The sequence below is a fragment of the Geodermatophilus sp. SYSU D00965 genome, assembly GCF_054050075.1.
Genome location: NZ_JBJGYQ010000014.1, coordinates 1 through 15,431, shown reverse-complemented (window position 1 = coordinate 15,431; position 15,431 = coordinate 1). Strand labels below are relative to the sequence as shown.

The 15,431-nt window shown below is 75.8% G+C and carries 17 protein-coding genes; 11 read left to right on the top strand and 6 right to left on the bottom strand.

Annotation, left to right across the window (positions count from 1 at the left end; genetic code table 11):
• The first annotated feature begins 14 nt into the window (after nt 1-14).
• The 5 genes from ACI789_RS14480 to ACI789_RS14460 all read left to right on the top strand — a co-directional run bounded on the left by ACI789_RS14480 (nt 15) and on the right by ACI789_RS14460 (nt 4,441).
• Nucleotides 15-1,208 carry a cytochrome P450 family protein gene (locus ACI789_RS14480; protein ID WP_457010094.1) on the top strand — a complete coding sequence of 398 codons (1,194 nt, stop codon included), beginning with the start codon at nt 15-17 and terminating at the stop codon, nt 1,206-1,208.
• A 63-nt stretch (nt 1,209-1,271) separates the two neighbouring features.
• Nucleotides 1,272-2,288 carry an aldo/keto reductase gene (locus tag ACI789_RS14475; protein ID WP_457010093.1) on the top strand — a complete coding sequence of 339 codons (1,017 nt, stop codon included), beginning with the start codon at nt 1,272-1,274 and terminating at the stop codon, nt 2,286-2,288.
• Nucleotides 2,285-2,791 (top strand): XdhC family protein, encoded by a 507-nt coding sequence (locus ACI789_RS14470; RefSeq protein ID WP_457010092.1) that lies wholly within the window; start codon nt 2,285-2,287, stop codon nt 2,789-2,791. The genes ACI789_RS14475 and ACI789_RS14470 overlap by 4 nt, the downstream gene beginning before the upstream one ends.
• A complete protein-coding gene (locus tag ACI789_RS14465; RefSeq protein ID WP_457010091.1) occupies nt 2,788-4,167 on the top strand; it encodes an FGGY family carbohydrate kinase in 1,380 nt (459 codons plus the stop codon). Before ACI789_RS14470 ends, ACI789_RS14465 begins: the two co-directional genes overlap by 4 nt.
• A 76-nt stretch (nt 4,168-4,243) precedes the next feature.
• Entirely contained in the window at nt 4,244-4,441 is a 198-nt protein-coding gene (locus ACI789_RS14460) for a hypothetical protein (RefSeq protein ID WP_457010090.1), read from the top strand.
• A gap of 96 nt (nt 4,442-4,537) precedes the next feature.
• Here ACI789_RS14460 and hisN read toward each other — a convergent pair whose 3' ends face one another.
• Nucleotides 4,538-5,335 carry a histidinol-phosphatase gene (gene hisN / locus ACI789_RS14455; RefSeq protein ID WP_457010089.1) on the bottom strand — a complete coding sequence of 266 codons (798 nt, stop codon included), beginning with the start codon at nt 5,333-5,335 and terminating at the stop codon, nt 4,538-4,540.
• A 22-nt stretch (nt 5,336-5,357) separates the two neighbouring features.
• The gene (locus ACI789_RS14450) at nt 5,358-5,534 is read right to left on the bottom strand and encodes a DUF2795 domain-containing protein (protein ID WP_457010088.1); all 177 of its coding nucleotides are present in this window, start codon (nt 5,532-5,534) and stop codon (nt 5,358-5,360) included.
• A 44-nt stretch (nt 5,535-5,578) separates the two neighbouring features.
• Here ACI789_RS14450 and ACI789_RS14445 point away from each other — a divergent pair, with 44 nt between their 5' ends.
• Complete coding sequence (locus ACI789_RS14445) at nt 5,579-6,115, top strand: DUF2087 domain-containing protein (protein ID WP_456918703.1); 537 nt, start codon at nt 5,579-5,581, stop codon at nt 6,113-6,115.
• A gap of 97 nt (nt 6,116-6,212) precedes the next feature.
• Nucleotides 6,213-6,998 carry a hypothetical protein gene (locus ACI789_RS14440; RefSeq protein WP_457010087.1) on the top strand — a complete coding sequence of 262 codons (786 nt, stop codon included), beginning with the start codon at nt 6,213-6,215 and terminating at the stop codon, nt 6,996-6,998.
• Between the two features lie 65 nt (nt 6,999-7,063).
• Here the strand turns inward: ACI789_RS14440 and rsgA are convergent, their stop codons facing one another.
• From rsgA to ACI789_RS14425, 3 genes are all read right to left on the bottom strand, one after another.
• Complete coding sequence (rsgA, locus tag ACI789_RS14435; protein ID WP_456918705.1) at nt 7,064-8,083, bottom strand: ribosome small subunit-dependent GTPase A; 1,020 nt, start codon at nt 8,081-8,083, stop codon at nt 7,064-7,066.
• Between the two features lie 157 nt (nt 8,084-8,240).
• Nucleotides 8,241-9,509 (bottom strand): 3-phosphoshikimate 1-carboxyvinyltransferase, encoded by a 1,269-nt coding sequence (gene aroA / locus ACI789_RS14430; RefSeq protein WP_457010086.1) that lies wholly within the window; start codon nt 9,507-9,509, stop codon nt 8,241-8,243.
• A gap of 60 nt (nt 9,510-9,569) precedes the next feature.
• A complete protein-coding gene (locus ACI789_RS14425; protein ID WP_457010085.1) occupies nt 9,570-11,030 on the bottom strand; it encodes an NAD-dependent succinate-semialdehyde dehydrogenase in 1,461 nt (486 codons plus the stop codon).
• A gap of 176 nt (nt 11,031-11,206) precedes the next feature.
• On the opposite strand from ACI789_RS14425, the gene ACI789_RS14420 reads away from it, so the two are divergent.
• Together ACI789_RS14420 and ACI789_RS14415 are read left to right on the top strand one after the other, a co-directional pair.
• The gene (locus ACI789_RS14420) at nt 11,207-11,953 is read left to right on the top strand and encodes an SOS response-associated peptidase (RefSeq protein ID WP_457010084.1); all 747 of its coding nucleotides are present in this window, start codon (nt 11,207-11,209) and stop codon (nt 11,951-11,953) included.
• Nucleotide 11,954: 1 nt separating this feature from the next.
• Nucleotides 11,955-13,505, top strand: a complete 1,551-nt coding sequence (locus ACI789_RS14415) for a fused MFS/spermidine synthase (protein ID WP_457010083.1) — start codon at nt 11,955-11,957, stop codon at nt 13,503-13,505.
• An 85-nt stretch (nt 13,506-13,590) separates the two neighbouring features.
• On the opposite strand, the gene ybaK is transcribed toward ACI789_RS14415, so the two are convergent.
• On the bottom strand, nt 13,591-14,064 hold the full coding sequence (gene ybaK / locus ACI789_RS14410) for a Cys-tRNA(Pro) deacylase (RefSeq protein WP_457010082.1): 474 nt from the start codon (nt 14,062-14,064) through the stop codon (nt 13,591-13,593).
• A gap of 212 nt (nt 14,065-14,276) precedes the next feature.
• On the opposite strand from ybaK, the gene ACI789_RS14405 reads away from it, so the two are divergent.
• Together ACI789_RS14405 and rsrA are read left to right on the top strand one after the other, a co-directional pair.
• Nucleotides 14,277-14,984, top strand: a complete 708-nt coding sequence (locus tag ACI789_RS14405) for a sigma-70 family RNA polymerase sigma factor (RefSeq protein WP_457010081.1) — start codon at nt 14,277-14,279, stop codon at nt 14,982-14,984.
• Nucleotides 14,981-15,322, top strand: coding sequence for a mycothiol system anti-sigma-R factor (rsrA, locus tag ACI789_RS14400; protein ID WP_457010080.1), 342 nt, complete (start codon nt 14,981-14,983; stop codon nt 15,320-15,322). The genes ACI789_RS14405 and rsrA overlap by 4 nt, the downstream gene beginning before the upstream one ends.
• Nucleotides 15,323-15,431: the final 109 nt, after the last annotated feature.

Genomic DNA, 15,431 nt, shown 5'->3' with positions numbered 1-15,431 from the left:
CAGGGGGGCCCGAGGTGACGGCGGTCGACGACTCGGTGTTCGAGGGCTCGTTCTGGGGGGACCCCTACCCGGCCTACGAGCGGCTGCGCGCGCAGGCCCCGGTGCGCGAGGTGGCGCTGCCGCGGGGCGGCACCACCTGGCTGGTCACCCGCTACGACGACGTGCGCGCGGCCTTCACCGATCCCCGGCTGGTCAAGGACCACCGGGCCACCCTGCCGCCGGAGGTCCGCGCGCAGGCCCCGCGCCTGCCCGGCCCGTTCGGCTCGATGATGATCCTGCTCGACCCGCCGGACCACACCCGGCTGCGCCGGCTGGTCGCCCGGGCCTTCACCCCGCGGCGCACCGCCGAGCTGCGGCCGCGCATCGAGGCCCTGGCCGCCGGCCTGCTCGACGCGCTGCCCACCGGGGAGCCGGTCGACCTGCTGGCCGGCTACGCGGTGCCGCTGCCCATGGCCGTGATCTGCGAGCTGCTCGGGGTGCCCGACACCGACCGCGACGCCTTCGGGGCCTGGTCGCGCGCGCTGGTCGACGACCACGACGACGCCGACGAGCAGCAGGCCACCCGGGGACTGGCGGAGTACCTGTACGCCCTCGTCGAGACCAAGCGGCGGGCCCCGGACGGCGCCCTCGTCTCGGCCCTGGTCGAGGTCTCCGACGCCGGCGACCAGCTCAGCACCGAGGAGGTCGTGGCGATGGGCGTGCTGCTGCTCATCGCCGGCCACGAGACCACGGCCAACCTCATCGGCAACGCGGTGCTGGGTGTCGCCACCGACGCCGCGCTGCGCGAGCACCTGCTCGCCGACCCGGAGCGGGTCCCCGCGGCGGTCGAGGAGTTCCTGCGCTGGGACGGCCCCGTTCACAACGCCCCGCTCCGCTTCGCCGCCGAGGACGTCGAGTACTCGGGCACCACCATCCCCGCGGGGTCGGTGGTGACGCTGTCGGTGGGCGCGGCCAACCGGGACCCGGACCGCTTCGACCGGCCCGAGCTGCTCGACCCCGACCGCGACGCCGGCGGGCACCTGGCCTTCGGTCACGGGCTGCACTACTGCCTGGGTGCCCCGCTGGCGCGCCTGGAGGGGGAGGTGGCCCTGCGGGCGCTGCTCGACCGGTTCCCCGGCCTGCGCCTGGCGGTGCCCCCGGAGGCGCTGCGCCACCGGCGCAGCGTCATCGTCCACGGCCTGGAGCGGCTGCCGGTGCTGCTCGCGTAGCCGGACCGCCGTCCGGGTCCGGGCCGGTGGCGGCCGTCGAACCCGCGGCGCGAGGATGCGGGGGTGACCTCGCACCCACCTGTCGGTACCCGCACGCTCGGCCGCGACGGCCTGGTCGTCTCCTCCCTCGGCCTCGGCTGCATGGGGATGAGCCAGAGCTACGGCGCCGCCGACCGCGACGAGTCGATCGCCACCGTCCACCGGGCGCTGGACCTCGGCGTCACCTTCCTCGACACCTCCGACGTCTACGGCGACGGGCACAACGAGGAGCTGGTCGGCGAGGCGATCGCCGGGCGGCGCGACGAGGTCCAGCTGGCCACCAAGTTCTCGCTGTCCCGCCGGGACGGCGGCATGGCGATCGACGGCCGCCCGGAGAACGTGCGGGCCTGCGCCGAGGCCAGCCTGCGCCGGCTGCGCGTCGACGTGATCGACCTCTACTACCAGCACCGGGTCGACCCGCGGGTGCCGATCGAGGACACCGTCGGGGCGATGGCCGAGCTGGTGCAGCAGGGCAAGGTCCGGCACCTCGGGCTGTCGGAGGCGTCGGCCGCCTCCATCCGCCGCGCCGTGGCCGTCCACCCGATCGCCGCGCTGCAGAGCGAGTGGTCGCTGTGGACGCGCGACCTCGAGGGGGAGGTCCTGGGCGTCGCCCGCGAGCACGGGATCGGCATCGTGCCGTTCAGCCCGCTGGGCCGCGGCTTCCTCACCGGGGCGATCAAGAGCCCCGAGGACTTCGCCGCCGACGACTTCCGGCGCGGCCACCCGCGCTTCACCGGGGACGCCTTCGCCGCGAACCTGCGGCTGGTCGACGCCGTCCGGGCGCTCGCGGAGGCCAAGGGCTGCACGGCCGGTCAGCTGGCGCTGGCGTGGGTGCTGGCGCAGGGCGAGGACGTCGTCCCGATCCCCGGCACGAAGCGGCGGGCCTACCTGGAGGAGAACGCCGGCGCGGCCGCCGTCGAGCTGTCGGACGACGAGCTGGCCCGGCTGTCGGCGATCGCCCCGCCGGGGGTGGCCGAGGGCAGCCGGTACGCCGACGCCTCCTACGCCTACGGCGACAGCCCGGAGCGGGGCGCGGCATGAGCGCCGACCCGAACTGCGGGGTGGCCCACGGCGCGCCGTCCCCCGAGGTCACCGGCCGGACCCTCGTCGCCGTCTTCGCCTCGCCGGTCGCCGAGGTGCTCGGCCGGTGGGCTCCCGACCTGGGCTTCCGCGTCGTCCTGCTCGACCCCGACCCCGCGCGCGGGGCCGACGTGACCGCCTTCGCCGAGCTGGACGGCGACCTGGCCGACGCCGACGTCGTCGTCACCGACCACCACCGCCCCGAGCTGGGGGAGGTACTGCGCGACGCGCTGGCCCGGCCGGTCCGCTGGGTGGGGGTGATGGGCAACCCGCGGCACGAGGGGCCGCACGTCGCGGCGCTGGCCGCCCTCGGGGTGCCACCGGAGGAGGTCGCGCGGGTGCACCGGCCGATCGGCCTGGACATCGGCTCGCGGACCCCCGCGGAGATCGCGGTGAGCACGCTGGCGGGGCTGCTGGCCGACCGCAACGGCCGCACCGGCGGGTTCGCGCACGCACCCCGGTGACCGGCGTCCTGCTCGGCGCCGACCTCGGCACGAGCGGGCTCAAGCTCGTCGTCCTCGACCCCGACGGCACCGTGCTCGCCGAGGGCGAGGCCGGCTACCCGCTGGACCGGCCCCGGCCCGGGTGGGCCGAGACCGACCCGGCCGCCTGGCGCCGCGCCTTCGACGACGCCCTGGCCCAGGTGACCCCGGCGCTGGCCGGCCGCCGGATCGGCGGCCTGGGCCTGTCCGGGCAGATGCACGGCACCGTCCTGGCCGACGCCGCCGGGCGGCCCCTGGCTGCGGCGGTGCTCTGGCCGGACGCCCGCGCCACCGACGAGGTGGCTCGCTGGCGCGCGCTGCCGGACGACGACCGGGCAGCGCTGGCCAACCCGCTGGTGCCCGGCATGACCGGGCCGGTGCTGGCCTGGCTGGCCGCGCACGACCCCGGCCTGGTGCGGCGGGCGGCCGCGGTGCTGCTGCCCAAGGACGCGCTGCGCAGCAGCCTGGTGCCTGACGCCGACCCGCGGGTCACCGACCGCAGCGACGCCTCCGGGACCCTGCTGTGGGACGTCGTCGCCGACACCTGGTCGACGCCGGCCGCGCGGGCCGCCGGCATCGACCCGGCGCTGCTGCCCGCCGTGCGCCCGTCGGCGGAGGTGGTGGGGGAGGCCCGCCTGCCGGTCGGGGAGGTGCCGGTGGTCGTGGGCGGCGCGGACACGCCGCTGGCCCTGCTCGCGGCCGGGACGGGGAGCGCCCGGCAGGTCAACCTGGGCACCGGCGCGCAGGTGCTGCGGCCGGCTGCGGTGCCGGCGCCGGCCGACGACCCGCCGGTGCACTGCTACGCCGACGTCGAGGGCGGCTGGTACGCCATGGCCGCGCTGCAGAACGGCGGGCTGGCCTGGTCGTGGGTGTGCGGCGTCCTCGGGTTGAGCAGCGCCGAGCTGTTCGAGGCGGCGGCGGGTGCGCCGGTGGGCGCCGGGGGAGTGGTCTTCCGGCCGTTCCTCACCGGCGAGCGCGGCGGCGTGGCCGGCCCGGCCGACCGGGGCAGCTGGACCGGCCTGTCCGCGGGCACGACCCGCGCGGACCTCGCCCGCGCCGCCGTGGAGGGCGTCGTGTTCGCGGTGGGGGCGGCGGCCGACCTGCTCGGAGGCCGCGGTCCGGTGGTCCTCACCGGGGGCGGGGGGCGTGCGCCGGTCGTCGCGCAGCTGCTCGCCGACGTCCTCGGGGAGCCGGTGCGCACCGTCGCGCTCCGCAGCGCGTCAGCGGTGGGCGCCGCGCTGCTCGCCGGCCGGGGGACCGGCACCGAGGTGCTCGCCCGCCCGGAGACGGGGTCGGCCGTCGAGCCGCGCCCCTCGCCGGAGCTGCGCGTGGCCCGCGACCGCTGGCGCGGGGCGTGAGCGGTGTGGAACCGCGCGATCGCGGGCACCGTTGACCGGACGAGTCCACATCGGAGGCCGAGGAGGCGATAGCGGCATGGCGTCGTTGTTCAGCAAGCTCACCCAGTACGCCAACACCCCGCAGGGCAAGCGGACGATCGCGCAGTTCACGGAGAAGGCCCAGCAGTTCGCCAAGGACCCGAAGACCCGGGCGAAGATCGACGAGGCCCGCCGGCGGTTCCAGGGCGGCCGCGGGTCGGGCACCACCGACCGCGGGTGGGGCACCGGCCACTGAGAAAGGACCCCCTGCCCCCCACCGCTCGCAAGCTCGCGGCGGGGCCCTGCAGGGGGCCGTCCTCGGCCGGGCCCGTGCGGGCCCGGCCGAGGCCGTTCAGCCGCGCGGGCGGAGCAGTTCCAGCGCCGCGTCGTGCAGCGCACCGTTGGTCGCCAGGGCGCTGCCGCCCGCCGGGCCCGGGACGCCGGAGAGGTCGGTGAACCGGCCGCCGGCCTCCCGCACGATGACGTCGAGCGCGGCGAGGTCCCACAGCGAGACCTCCGGCTCGCAGGCGACGTCGACCGCCCCCTCCGCCAGCAGCACGTAGCTCCAGAAGTCGCCGTAGGCGCGGGTCCGCCACACAGATCGGGTCAGGTCGAGGAAACCGCCGAGCAGGCCGCGCTCCTCCCAGCCCGACAGGCTCGAGTAGCTCAGGCTCGCGTCACCGAGTGCACCGACCTTCGACACGGTGCAGCGGGTGGCCGACTCCAGCCGCCGGCCGGTCCAGGCGCCCACGCCCTTGGCCGCCCACCACCGGCGGTTGAGCGCCGGGGCGGAGACCAGTCCCACCACCGGCTCGTCGCCGTCGAACAGGGCGATCAGCGTCGCCCACACCGGCACGCCGCGGACGAAGTTCTTCGTCCCGTCGATCGGGTCGAGCACCCACCGCCGCGGCCCGTGGCCGGTCACGCCCATCTCCTCGCCGAGCACCGCGTCGCGGGTGCGCGCCCGGGCCAGCGTGATGCGCAACTGCTCCTCGACCGCCCGGTCGGCGTCGGTGACCGGCGTGAGGTCGGGCTTGGTGTCGACCTGGAGGTCGAGCGCGCGGAAGCGGTCCATGCTGATCGCGTCCGCCTGGTCGGCGAGCACGTGCGCCAGGTGCATGTCCCCCGTGTAGTCCCGGCCCGGTGTCATGGGCACCGAACCTAGCGGGCGCTCAGTCGAACACCGCGGAGCTGACCCCGCTGGGCCCCTCGTACTCGCGGTCCTCGATCTTCTGCAGCGCGTCCAGCACGTCCTTGTCGCTGCCCTTGGCGTGCTCGAGGATCTGGTCCTTGGTCGCCGGGTAGTCCATGCCCTTGAGGGCCTTCTGGATGTCGATGGGGCTCACCATGTCCCGGGCCTACCCCCGGTCGGGCCGCGGCATACCGTCGCGGTGTGGACGCCGCGACGATCGCCGGGCTGCTGGCCGACCCGGCCCGCCTGAAGGTGGTCGCCGCGCTGGCCCTCGGCGCCGGCACGATCGAGGAGGTCGCGGAGGCATCCGGGCTGCCGCTCAAGGACGTCGCCCTCGCCGCCCGCCGGCTGGCCCGCGCCGGCCTGGTGCGCCGCGACCGGCACGACCTCGCGCTGCTCACCGACCGGTTCGGCGCCGCGGCCCGTGCCGCCGCGGAGGCCGCGCCGCCGCCCACGCCGCTCTCCGACGACCCCGCCGAGGACGCCGTCCTGTCCGCGTTCGTCCGTGACGGCCGGCTGGTCTCCATCCCGGCCCAGCAGAGCAAGCGGCGGCTGGTCCTGGAGCACCTGGTGCGGGTGTTCGACGTCGGCGTCCGCTACCCCGAGCGGGAGGTGAACGCGCTGCTGGCCGTGTGGCACCCCGACACCGCCGCGCTGCGCCGCTACCTGGTCGACGAGGGGCTGCTCTCCCGCGAGGCGGGGCTGTACTGGCGCACCGGCGGCTGGGTCGACGTGTAGGAGCCCCCACCGTCCGCCGTGATCATGGCGCCGGGACCACGGAAACCGCCCGAAACCTGGTCGCGGCGCCATGATCACGGGCAGCAGACTGGCCGGCGTGCCCGACGCCGACGCCTTCCGCGCCCTCGCCCGGTCCTCGCCGTGGCGCTGGTCGACGCTGCGCTTCACCGTGCGCTGGCCGGGCAACCCCTGGCGGCCGGACACCCTGCGGGCCTGGCTGCGCCGCCCCGACCTCCTCCGGGTGGAGACCCTCGACGGGCGGCTCCTGCAGGTGGTCCGGGAGCAGCGGCAGCAGGTCGGCGTGCTCACCGCCGACGGGGGCCGCACCGTGACGCTGCCGTGGGCGACCGAGGGGCCCGCGGCGGCGTACCGGTCCGACGGGCTGGTCGCGCGCCGCCCCGACGACGTCTCCTTCGACGCGCCGATGTACCAGAGCTACGACTGGGTGGCGATGCTCGACCCGGTCGAGCTCGCCGACGGCCGCGACCCCGACACCGGGGCGCCGGACCTCCCCGGCACCGAGGTCGACGCGGTGGTCGAGGTCGAGCACGGGGGCCGGCCGGCGTGGGAGGCACTGGTCCGGACGACGCGGGCCTACGACCCGCGCTGCACCTGCTGCACCCTGCTCCGCTCGCGGCACGTCGACGAGGCGCAGGCCGCCGCCGGTGTGGTCGACGCGGTGCTGGCCGACTACCCCGAGCGGTACCGCGTGCGGCTCGACGTCGGCACCGGCGTCTGCGTGTGGATCGACGACCCGGAGAGCCTGACGCCGGGCCTCGACCTGCGGATCGAGGCCGTCGACGAGCCGATGGACGACGCGCTGTTCACCGAACCGCGCCGCGGGCTGTTCCGCCGCCGGGGATGGCAGCCGGGCCGTCAGTAGCCCGGCCCCGGCCCCGTCCAGAGGCTCGCCGCGAGCCTGCGAGCGGTGAGGAGGACGGGGTCCTCCTAGTAGCCGGGGCCGAGCTGGCCGACGGCGTCCAGCAGCCGGCGCAGGCTCGCCAGCCGCTCCCGGCGGGCCGGCGGGCCGGCGTCGGCCCAGGCGTCCAGCACGCAGTCGGGGTCGTCGGCGGTGTGCCCGCACCCGGGCGGGCAGTCGACGGCGGCCTCGGCGACGTCGTCGAACGCGGCGACCACGTCCTCGGCGGTGACGTGCGCCAGGCCGAACGAGCGGATGCCCGGGGTGTCGATCACGGTGCCGCCACCGGGCAGGTCCAGCAGCACCGCCGACGACGAGGTGTGCCGGCCCTTGCCCACCTTGGTCACCTCACCGGTGGCCCGGTCGGCGTCCGGGACGAGGCGGTTCACCAGGGTCGACTTGCCGACCCCGGACTGGCCCACCAGCACGCTCATCCGCCCCTCCAGGCGGGCGAGCAGCTCGTCCAGCGGCGTCTCCCGCGACATCGGGACGGCGTCCACCTCGAGCCCGGCGTAGCGGTCCAGCAGCTCCCGGGGGCTGGCCAGGTCGGTCTTGGTCAGGCAGAGCAGCGGCTCCAGGCCGCCGGCGTAGGCGGCGACCAGGCAGCGGTCGAGGAAGCCCAGGGCCGGGTCCGGGTCGGTCACCGAGGTGACGACCACCAGCAGGTCGGCGTTGGCCACCACCACCCGCTCGGTGGGGTCGGTGTCGTCGGCGGTGCGCCGCAGCGACGTCGTCCGCTCCTCGATGACCACGATGCGGGCGAGCGTGTCCGGCCGACCGCTGGTGTCGCCGACGATCCGGACCCGGTCGCCCACGACCACCCCGTGCCGGCCCAGCTCGCGGGCGCGCATCGCGGTGACGTCGACCGGCGCGCCGTCTGGCCCCTCGACCCGCACCGTCATCCGGCCCCGGTCGACGGCGACGACCAGCCCCGGGACGGCGTCGCCGTGCGCCGGCCGGGTGCGCGTGCGCGGCCGCGACCCCCGGGGGTTGGGCCGGACCCGGACGTCGTCCTCGTCCATCCGGCGGTCGTTCCTGCGCGGACTCACGGCTCGACTCCGCGCTCGTCCCGCTCCTCGGTCGACGCCGTCAACCGCCTCCGCGGTCGCTCCGCTCCTCGCTCGCCGGCGCGCGCTGCGATGCCCACTCCCCGTCGGCGGCGGGCACCTCCCTGCGGTGCTCGCGAGCGCGTCGTCTTCGCGGGGCTCAGCGCTCGACTCCCAGCATCGCGTTCCACCGCTCGACGAAGTCGGGCAGCGTCTTGCTCACCGCGCCCGGGTCGGCCACCTCCACGCCGTCGATCGCCAGCCCGAGGACGGCGGCGGCGTGGACCATGCGGTGGTCGGCGTAGGAGTCCAGGCGGGCCGGACGGCGCGGGCCGGGGGTGATCACCAGCCCGTCGGGCAGCTGCTCCACGGCCGCGCCGACCGCGGTGAGCACCTCGTCGAGGGCCTGCAGCCGGTCGGTCTCGTGGCCGCGCAGGTGGCCGATGCCGGTCAGCCGGGAGGGCCCGTCGGCCAGCGCGCACAGCGCGGCCAGCACGGGGGTCAGCTCGCCGACCTCGCCCAGGTCGGTGACCAGCGGCCGGACGCCGCCGGCGCCGGTGACCTGCAGGCCGTCGTCCACCCGGGCCACCGACGCGCCCATGCGGCCCAGCAGGTCGTCCAGCTGCCCGCCGGGCTGGGTGGTCCGCGCCGGCCAGTCACGCACGGTGACCCGGCCGCCGGTGACCAGTGCCGCCGCGAGGAAGGGGGCGGCGTTGGACAGGTCGGGCTCGAGCACCTCGTCGCGGGCGGCGATCGGGCCGGGGGCCACCCGCCAGCCGCGGTCGGTGGCGGCCACCGAGACGCCGTGCTCCCGCAGCGACTCGACGGTCATCTCCACGTGCGGCATCGAGGGCAGCCCGCCGGCCAGCGCCAGGTCGACGCCCTCGTCGAAGCGGGCGGCGGCCAGCAGCAGACCGGAGACGATCTGCGAGGACTCGCCGGCGTCCACGGTCACCGCGCCGCCGCGCACCCGGCCGGTGCCGTGCACGGTGAACGGCGCCCGGCCGCGGCCGCCGTCGTCGACCTCGACGCCCAGGTCGCGCAGCGCCGCGAGCAGCCCGGCGTTGGGGCGCTCGCGCAGCCGCGGGTCGCCGTCCAGCCGCACCGGCCCGGCGGCCAGCGCGGCGACCGGCGGCAGGAACCGCAGCACCGTCCCGGCCAGCCCGGCGTCCACCTCGGCCGGGCCACGCAGCTCTCCGGGCGTGACCAGCCAGTCCTCGCCGTCGTCGACGACCGCGACGCCCAGCGCCCGCAGCCCCGCGGCCATGAGCTCGGTGTCGCGCGCCCGCAGCGGGCGCACCAGCCGGCTGGGGCCGTCGGCCAGCGCCGCGAGCACGAGCGCGCGGGCGGTCAGCGACTTGGAGCCGGGCAGGGCCACGACGGCGTCCACCGGCGTGCTCCGGTACGGCGTCGTCCAGACCTCGTGCATGGGGGTCATCCTGCCCTGTCGCGCCGACGGGCCGGCCGGCGCGACAGGGCAGGGGAGGGCTCAGCCCGCGGCCGCGGCGTCGGCCGGCTTGGCCTTCTTGGCCCCCGCGACGCGCACGAGACGCCGGTTGGCGAACTCGAACATGCCCAGCTCGGAGAGCTCGCGGCCGTACCCGGAGTTCTTCACGCCGCCGAACGGCAGCTCCGGCGACGTCCCGGACGGCGAGTTGATCCAGACCATGCCGGAGTCGACCTGGTCGGCGACCTTCCGCGCGCGCTCGACGTCGCTGCTGAACACCGTGGCCGACAGCCCGTACGGGGTGTCGTTGGCCAGCCGTACCGCCTCGTCCTCGCTGCTGACGCGGTAGACGACGCCGACCGGGCCGAACAGCTCCTCGCGGTAGGCCCGCATCTCCGGGGTGACGTCGGCCAGCAGGGTGGCGTGCACGTAGGCGCCCTCGCGGTCGGGGCGGCCGCCGCCGGCGAGCACCGTCGCGCCCTTGTCGATCGCGTCCTGCACCTGGGCGGTGAGGTCGGCCGCCGCGCGCTCGGAGGACAGCGGGCCCAGCCGGGTCGACGGGTCGCTGGGGTCGCCCGGCTGCAGGTCCGAGAAGACCTCGGCGAGGCCGCCCACGAACTCGTCGTAGACGTCGTCCATGACGATGAACCGCTTGGCGGCGATGCACGCCTGGCCGGCGTTCATGGTCCGCGACATCGCGGCGGCCTTCACCGTCTGCTGCACCTCGGGGGCGTCCAGCACGATGAACGGGTCGCTGCCGCCGAGCTCGAGCACCGACTTCTTGAGGTACTTGCCGGCCAGGGAGGCCACGGCGCTGCCCGCCCGGTCGCTGCCGGTCAGCGTCACGCCGGCCACGTGCGGGTGGGCGATGACCTGCTCGACGTCGGAGATGCGCAGGAACAGGTTGGTGTAGACGCCCTCGGGGACGCCGGCGTCGGAGAACAGCTGCTCGAGGGCGAGCGCGGTCTGCGGGTTGTTCTCCGCGTGCTTGAGCAGGATCGCGTTGCCCAGCACCAGGTTGGGCGCCGCGACGCGGGCCACCTGGTACAGCGGGAAGTTCCACGGCTCGATGGCGAGGAGGACGCCGGTCGGCTCGTTGACGACGACGGCCTCGCCGTCCATGACGTCGATCGGCCGGGGCTCCAGGAAGCGCGGGCCGTTCTTCGCGTAGTAGTCGAAGATGCCGGCGACCAGCATGGTCTCGCCGGTGGCCTCGCGGACCGGCTTGCCCATCTCGCGGGTGATGAGCGCGGCCAGCTCGTCGCGGCGCTCGGTCATCAGCTCGCCGATCCGGCCCACGATCGACGCGCGCTCCTCGACCGGCCGGCGACGCCACTGCTGGAAGGCCGCGTGCGCCTTCTCGACGACGCCGGGCACCTCGCTGCTGTCGAGGAAGGGGAACTCCTTCTCGGTCTGCCCGGTGGCCGGGTTGACGGTCGCGTACGGCCGGTCGCCGGTGGTGCTGGCGGTCTTGCCGGCCGGCGTGGTCTCGGTGGTGGTCACTGCTCTGTGCCTCCGTCGCGGTGCTCGGGTGTGTCCGGTCCCGTCCTACCCCTCGCCCCTGGCAGCACGCGCCGGGGACGCCGGATGTCGGAAGGGCGATCTAGGCTCGCGAGCACGGTCCGCCGGGCCGCCGCCAGCAGTCCGCTCGCCGTCCGCCCGCAGGGAGGAGTGCCGCCGTGTGTGGCCGCTACGCCGCCAGTCGCCGTCCCGAGGACCTCGTCCTCGAGTTCGAGGCGGTCCGCGCCGAGGGGCAGTCCGCGCTGCCGGCCGACTACAACGTCGCCCCGACCAAGGACGTCTACGTCGTGCGGCACAAGAAGGAGCGCGACGCCGGGGGCAGCCCCACCGGCGGAGGGCACCGCGAGCTGCGCACCGTCCGCTGGGGGCTGGTGCCCTCCTGGGCGAAGGACCCCTCGGTCGGCAACCGGATGCTCAACGCGCGGGTGGAGTCGCTGACCGAGAAGCCGGCGTTCCGTTCGGCGGCCCGCTCCCGTCGCTGCCTGGTGCCCGCCGACGGCTGGTACGAGTGGGCCAAGCGGCTGGACAAGCCGGGCAAGCAGCCGTACTACATCACCCCGCAGGACGGCTCGGTGCTCGCCTTCGCCGGGCTGTGGGAGGTGTGGGGGAAGGGCGACGACCGCCTCTACACCTGCACGATCATCACCGAGCCGGCCGTCGGGGCGCTCACGGAGATCCACGAGCGGATGCCCCTGGTGCTGCCCCGGGACCGCTGGGCGGACTGGCTCGACCCCGCCCGCGACGACGTCGACGCGCTGACCGCCCCGACCCCGCCCCAGGTCGTCGAGGGGCTGGAGCTGCGGCCGGTGGGCACCGCCGTGAACAACGTGCACAACAACGGCCCGGAGCTCGAGGCCCGCGTCGACACGGTCAGCCCGCCGGCCGACCAGCCCGCCCTCTTCTGACGTGGCCGGTGTCGAGGAGGCGCTGCCGCCGGTCGCGCAGGGCAGCCGGCCGGGCGCGCTGCCCGGGTGGGTGGCCGCCGTCGTCACGTTCCTGTCCTCCGGCGCGGTGCTGGTGCTGGAGATCGCGGGGCTGCGGCTGATCGCTCCCTACGTCGGGATCACCCTGCAGACCAACACCGCGGTCATCGGCTTCGCGCTGGCCGCGATCGCCGTCGGCGCGTGGTCCGGGGGAGCGGCGGCCGACCGCGCCGACCCGCGGCGGATGATCGCGCCGCTCATGGTCGCCGGGGGAGCGCTGGTCGTCGCCGTCCTCCCGCTGGTGCGCTTCGCCGGGTCGTGGCTGACCGGGCCGGAGGCCGGCAGCGTGCTGCTGCTGGCCGCGGTGGCCGTCGTCGTCCCCGCGGCGCTGCTGTCGGCGGTGCCGCCCATGGTGGTCAAGCTGCAGCTGGCCAGCCTGGAGGAGACCGGCTCGGTGGTCGGCCGGCTGTCGGGCATCGGCACCCTCGGCGGCATCGCGGCCACGTTCGTCACCGGCTTCCTGCTCATCGCCGTCTTCCCGACCAGCGGCATCCTCGTCGGCACCGGCGTCGTGACCGCGGCGGTCGGGGTGGCCGTCGGCGTCCTGCTGCGCCGGCGGTCCTCCGGCGGGACCGGCCGGGTGCCGGTCGCGCTGCTGCTGCTCGCGGTCATCGGGACGCTGCTGGCCGCGGTCGCGCCCACCCCGTGCCAGTCCGAGACCGCCTACCACTGCGCGCGCGTCGTGGCCGACCCGGAGCGGGACACCGGCCGCGTGCTGGTGCTGGACACGTTGCGGCACTCCTACGTCGACCTCGCCGACCCCACGTACCTGCAGTTCGAGTACGTCCGGGCGATCGCCGCGGTGGTCGAGGGAACGCAGCCGGAGGGGGAGCCGCTGTCCGCGCTGCACCTCGGCGGCGGCGGGCTGACCCTGCCGCGGTACCTGGAAGCGACCCGGCCGGGCACCGAGAGCCTGGTGCTGGAGGTGGACCCGGGCGTGGTCGCCATGGACCGCGAGCAGCTCGGGCTGGCCGAGTCCGACCGGCTGCGGGTGCGCGTCGCCGACGCCCGCGTCGGGCTGGCCGACGAGGCGCCGGGTCAGCGCGACGTCGTCGTCGGGGACGCGTTCGGCGGGCTGTCGGTGCCCTGGCAGCTGACCACCGTCGAGGCCCTGCGCCTGGTCGACGACGCCCTGACCGACGACGGCGTGTACGTCGCCAACCTCATCGACCGCCCACCGCTGGGCTTCATCAAGGCCGAGCTGGCCACGCTGCGGGAGGTCTTCCCGCACGTGCTGCTGCTGGCCCGCGCGCCGGTGCTGGCCGGGGAGGACGGCGGCAACGTCGTCGCGGTGGCCTCGCAGCGGCCGCTGCCGGCCGACGCCATCGAGAGCGCGATGCGCCGGCACGACCTCGCCTGGCAGGTGGCCCAGGGCGAGGAGCTGGTCCGCTTCACCGGGGACGCCGAGGTGCTCACCGACGACCACGCGCCGGTCGACCAGCTGCTCACCACCTACGACCGCCCGGCGGCCTGAGCTCCCGCCGCGATCATGGCGCGGTGACCACGGATCAGGGTGCCCGAGTGGTCACGGCGCCATGATCGCCGGCACGGGTCCTTCCTCAGCGGCCGATCGGGGCGGTGCGCGCCCGCGTGAGGCGGACCAGGTCGCCCGGGGCCAGCTCCACCTGCAGCCCGCGCTTCCCGGCGCTGACCATGACCGTCTCGAAGGCCAGCGCCGACTCGTCCACCACGGTCGGCAGCGCCTTCTTCTGCCCCAGCGGGCTGATCCCGCCCAGCACGTAGCCCGTCGTCCGCTCGGCGTCGGCCGGGTCGGCCATGGCCGCCTTTCGGCCACCCGCGGCGGCGGCCAGGGCCTTGAGGTCCAGGGTGCCGCTGACGGGGACGACTGCCACCGTGAGGACGCCGTCCACCCGGGCCACCAGGGTCTTGAACACCTGGCGCGCGTCGGCGCCGAGCGCGGCCACCGCCGCCTCGCCGTGGCCCTGGTCGGACGGGTGCTCGGGGTCGTAGGGGTGCAGGGTGTGGGCCACGCGGGCCTTCTCCAGAGCCCGCACCGCCGGGGTCGCCGCCACGGCGCCGCAGCCTAGCCAGGGTTGCGGTGATCCCCGCCGCGCAGGGAATGGAGCCCGGCTCCGGTGCGGTTGGACAGGCCGTGAGCAGCACCCTCTCCAGCAGCACCCGGCAGCGGGCCGGGAACCGGCGTCCCCCGGGCCGCCCCGATGCGGCGCGGCTAGGATCGGCCGAGGCGGTGTCCCGCGTCCGGGGCCCGCAGAGAGGACGGTCGGTGCCCGAGGAGTCCGCGGACCAGACGCCCCAGGTGGAGTCGGCCGAGCAGGCCGCCGCCACCCCCGTGGAGGTACCCGAGGCGCGCGAGGGCGGCAGCCGGACCGAGGTGGCCGAGACCCGTGCCGAGCGCGACGCCCGGTTCGAGCGGGACGCGCTGCCCTACCTCGACCAGCTCTACCCGGCGGCCCTGCGGATGACCCGCAACCCGGCCGACGCCGAGGACCTCGTCCAGGAGACCTTCGTCAAGGCCTACTCGGCGTTCCACCAGTTCGCCGAGGGCACCAACCTCAAGGCCTGGCTGTACCGGATCCTGACCAACACCTACATCAACAGCTACCGCAAGAAGCAGCGCCAGCCGCAGCAGTACCCCACCGACCAGGTGCAGGACTGGCAGCTCTACGCCGCCGAGGAGCACAGCTCCAGCGGCCTGCGGTCGGCGGAGATCGAGGCGCTGGACCACCTGCCGGACTCCGACATCAAGGAGGCCCTGCAGCAGCTGCCCGAGGACTTCCGCCTGGCGGTCTACCTCGCCGACGTCGAGGGGTTCGCCTACAAGGAGATCGCCGAGATCATGGGCACGCCCATCGGCACGGTGATGTCCCGCCTGCACCGCGGCCGGCGCGGGCTGCAGAAGCTGCTGGCCGACTACGCACGCGAGCGCGGCTTCGTCCGCGCCGGGGCCGGGGAGGAGGCGAGCCACTCGTGAGCGACGACGGTCGCGGGGCCGGCGAGCCCATCGAGATCAACTCGTGTGACGACGTCCTGTCGCACGTCTTCGAGTTCCTGGACCACGAGACCGACGAGGCCCGGCGGGACGTCATCGCCGAGCACCTCGAGGACTGCTCGCCGTGCCTGCGGCAGTTCGGCATCGAGCAGGAGTTCAAGGCGCTGGTCCGCCGCCGCTGCGGCGGCGACACCCCGCCGCCGGGCCTGCGGGACCGGATCAAGCTGCAGCTGACGACCGTCTCCTTCGAGGAGGACGGCACCCAGGTCAGCGTCGAGAAGTTCACCATCGAGCGGACGCAGGAGAGCCCCACCGCCTGAGAACGCAGCAGCGCGCCCCCCCCCGAGGGGGGGGGGGGGGGGGGGGGTGGGGCCCCGCCCTCCCGCGGGGTGCGGGGCCCCGGCGGGTCGAAACAACGATGCCCGCGTG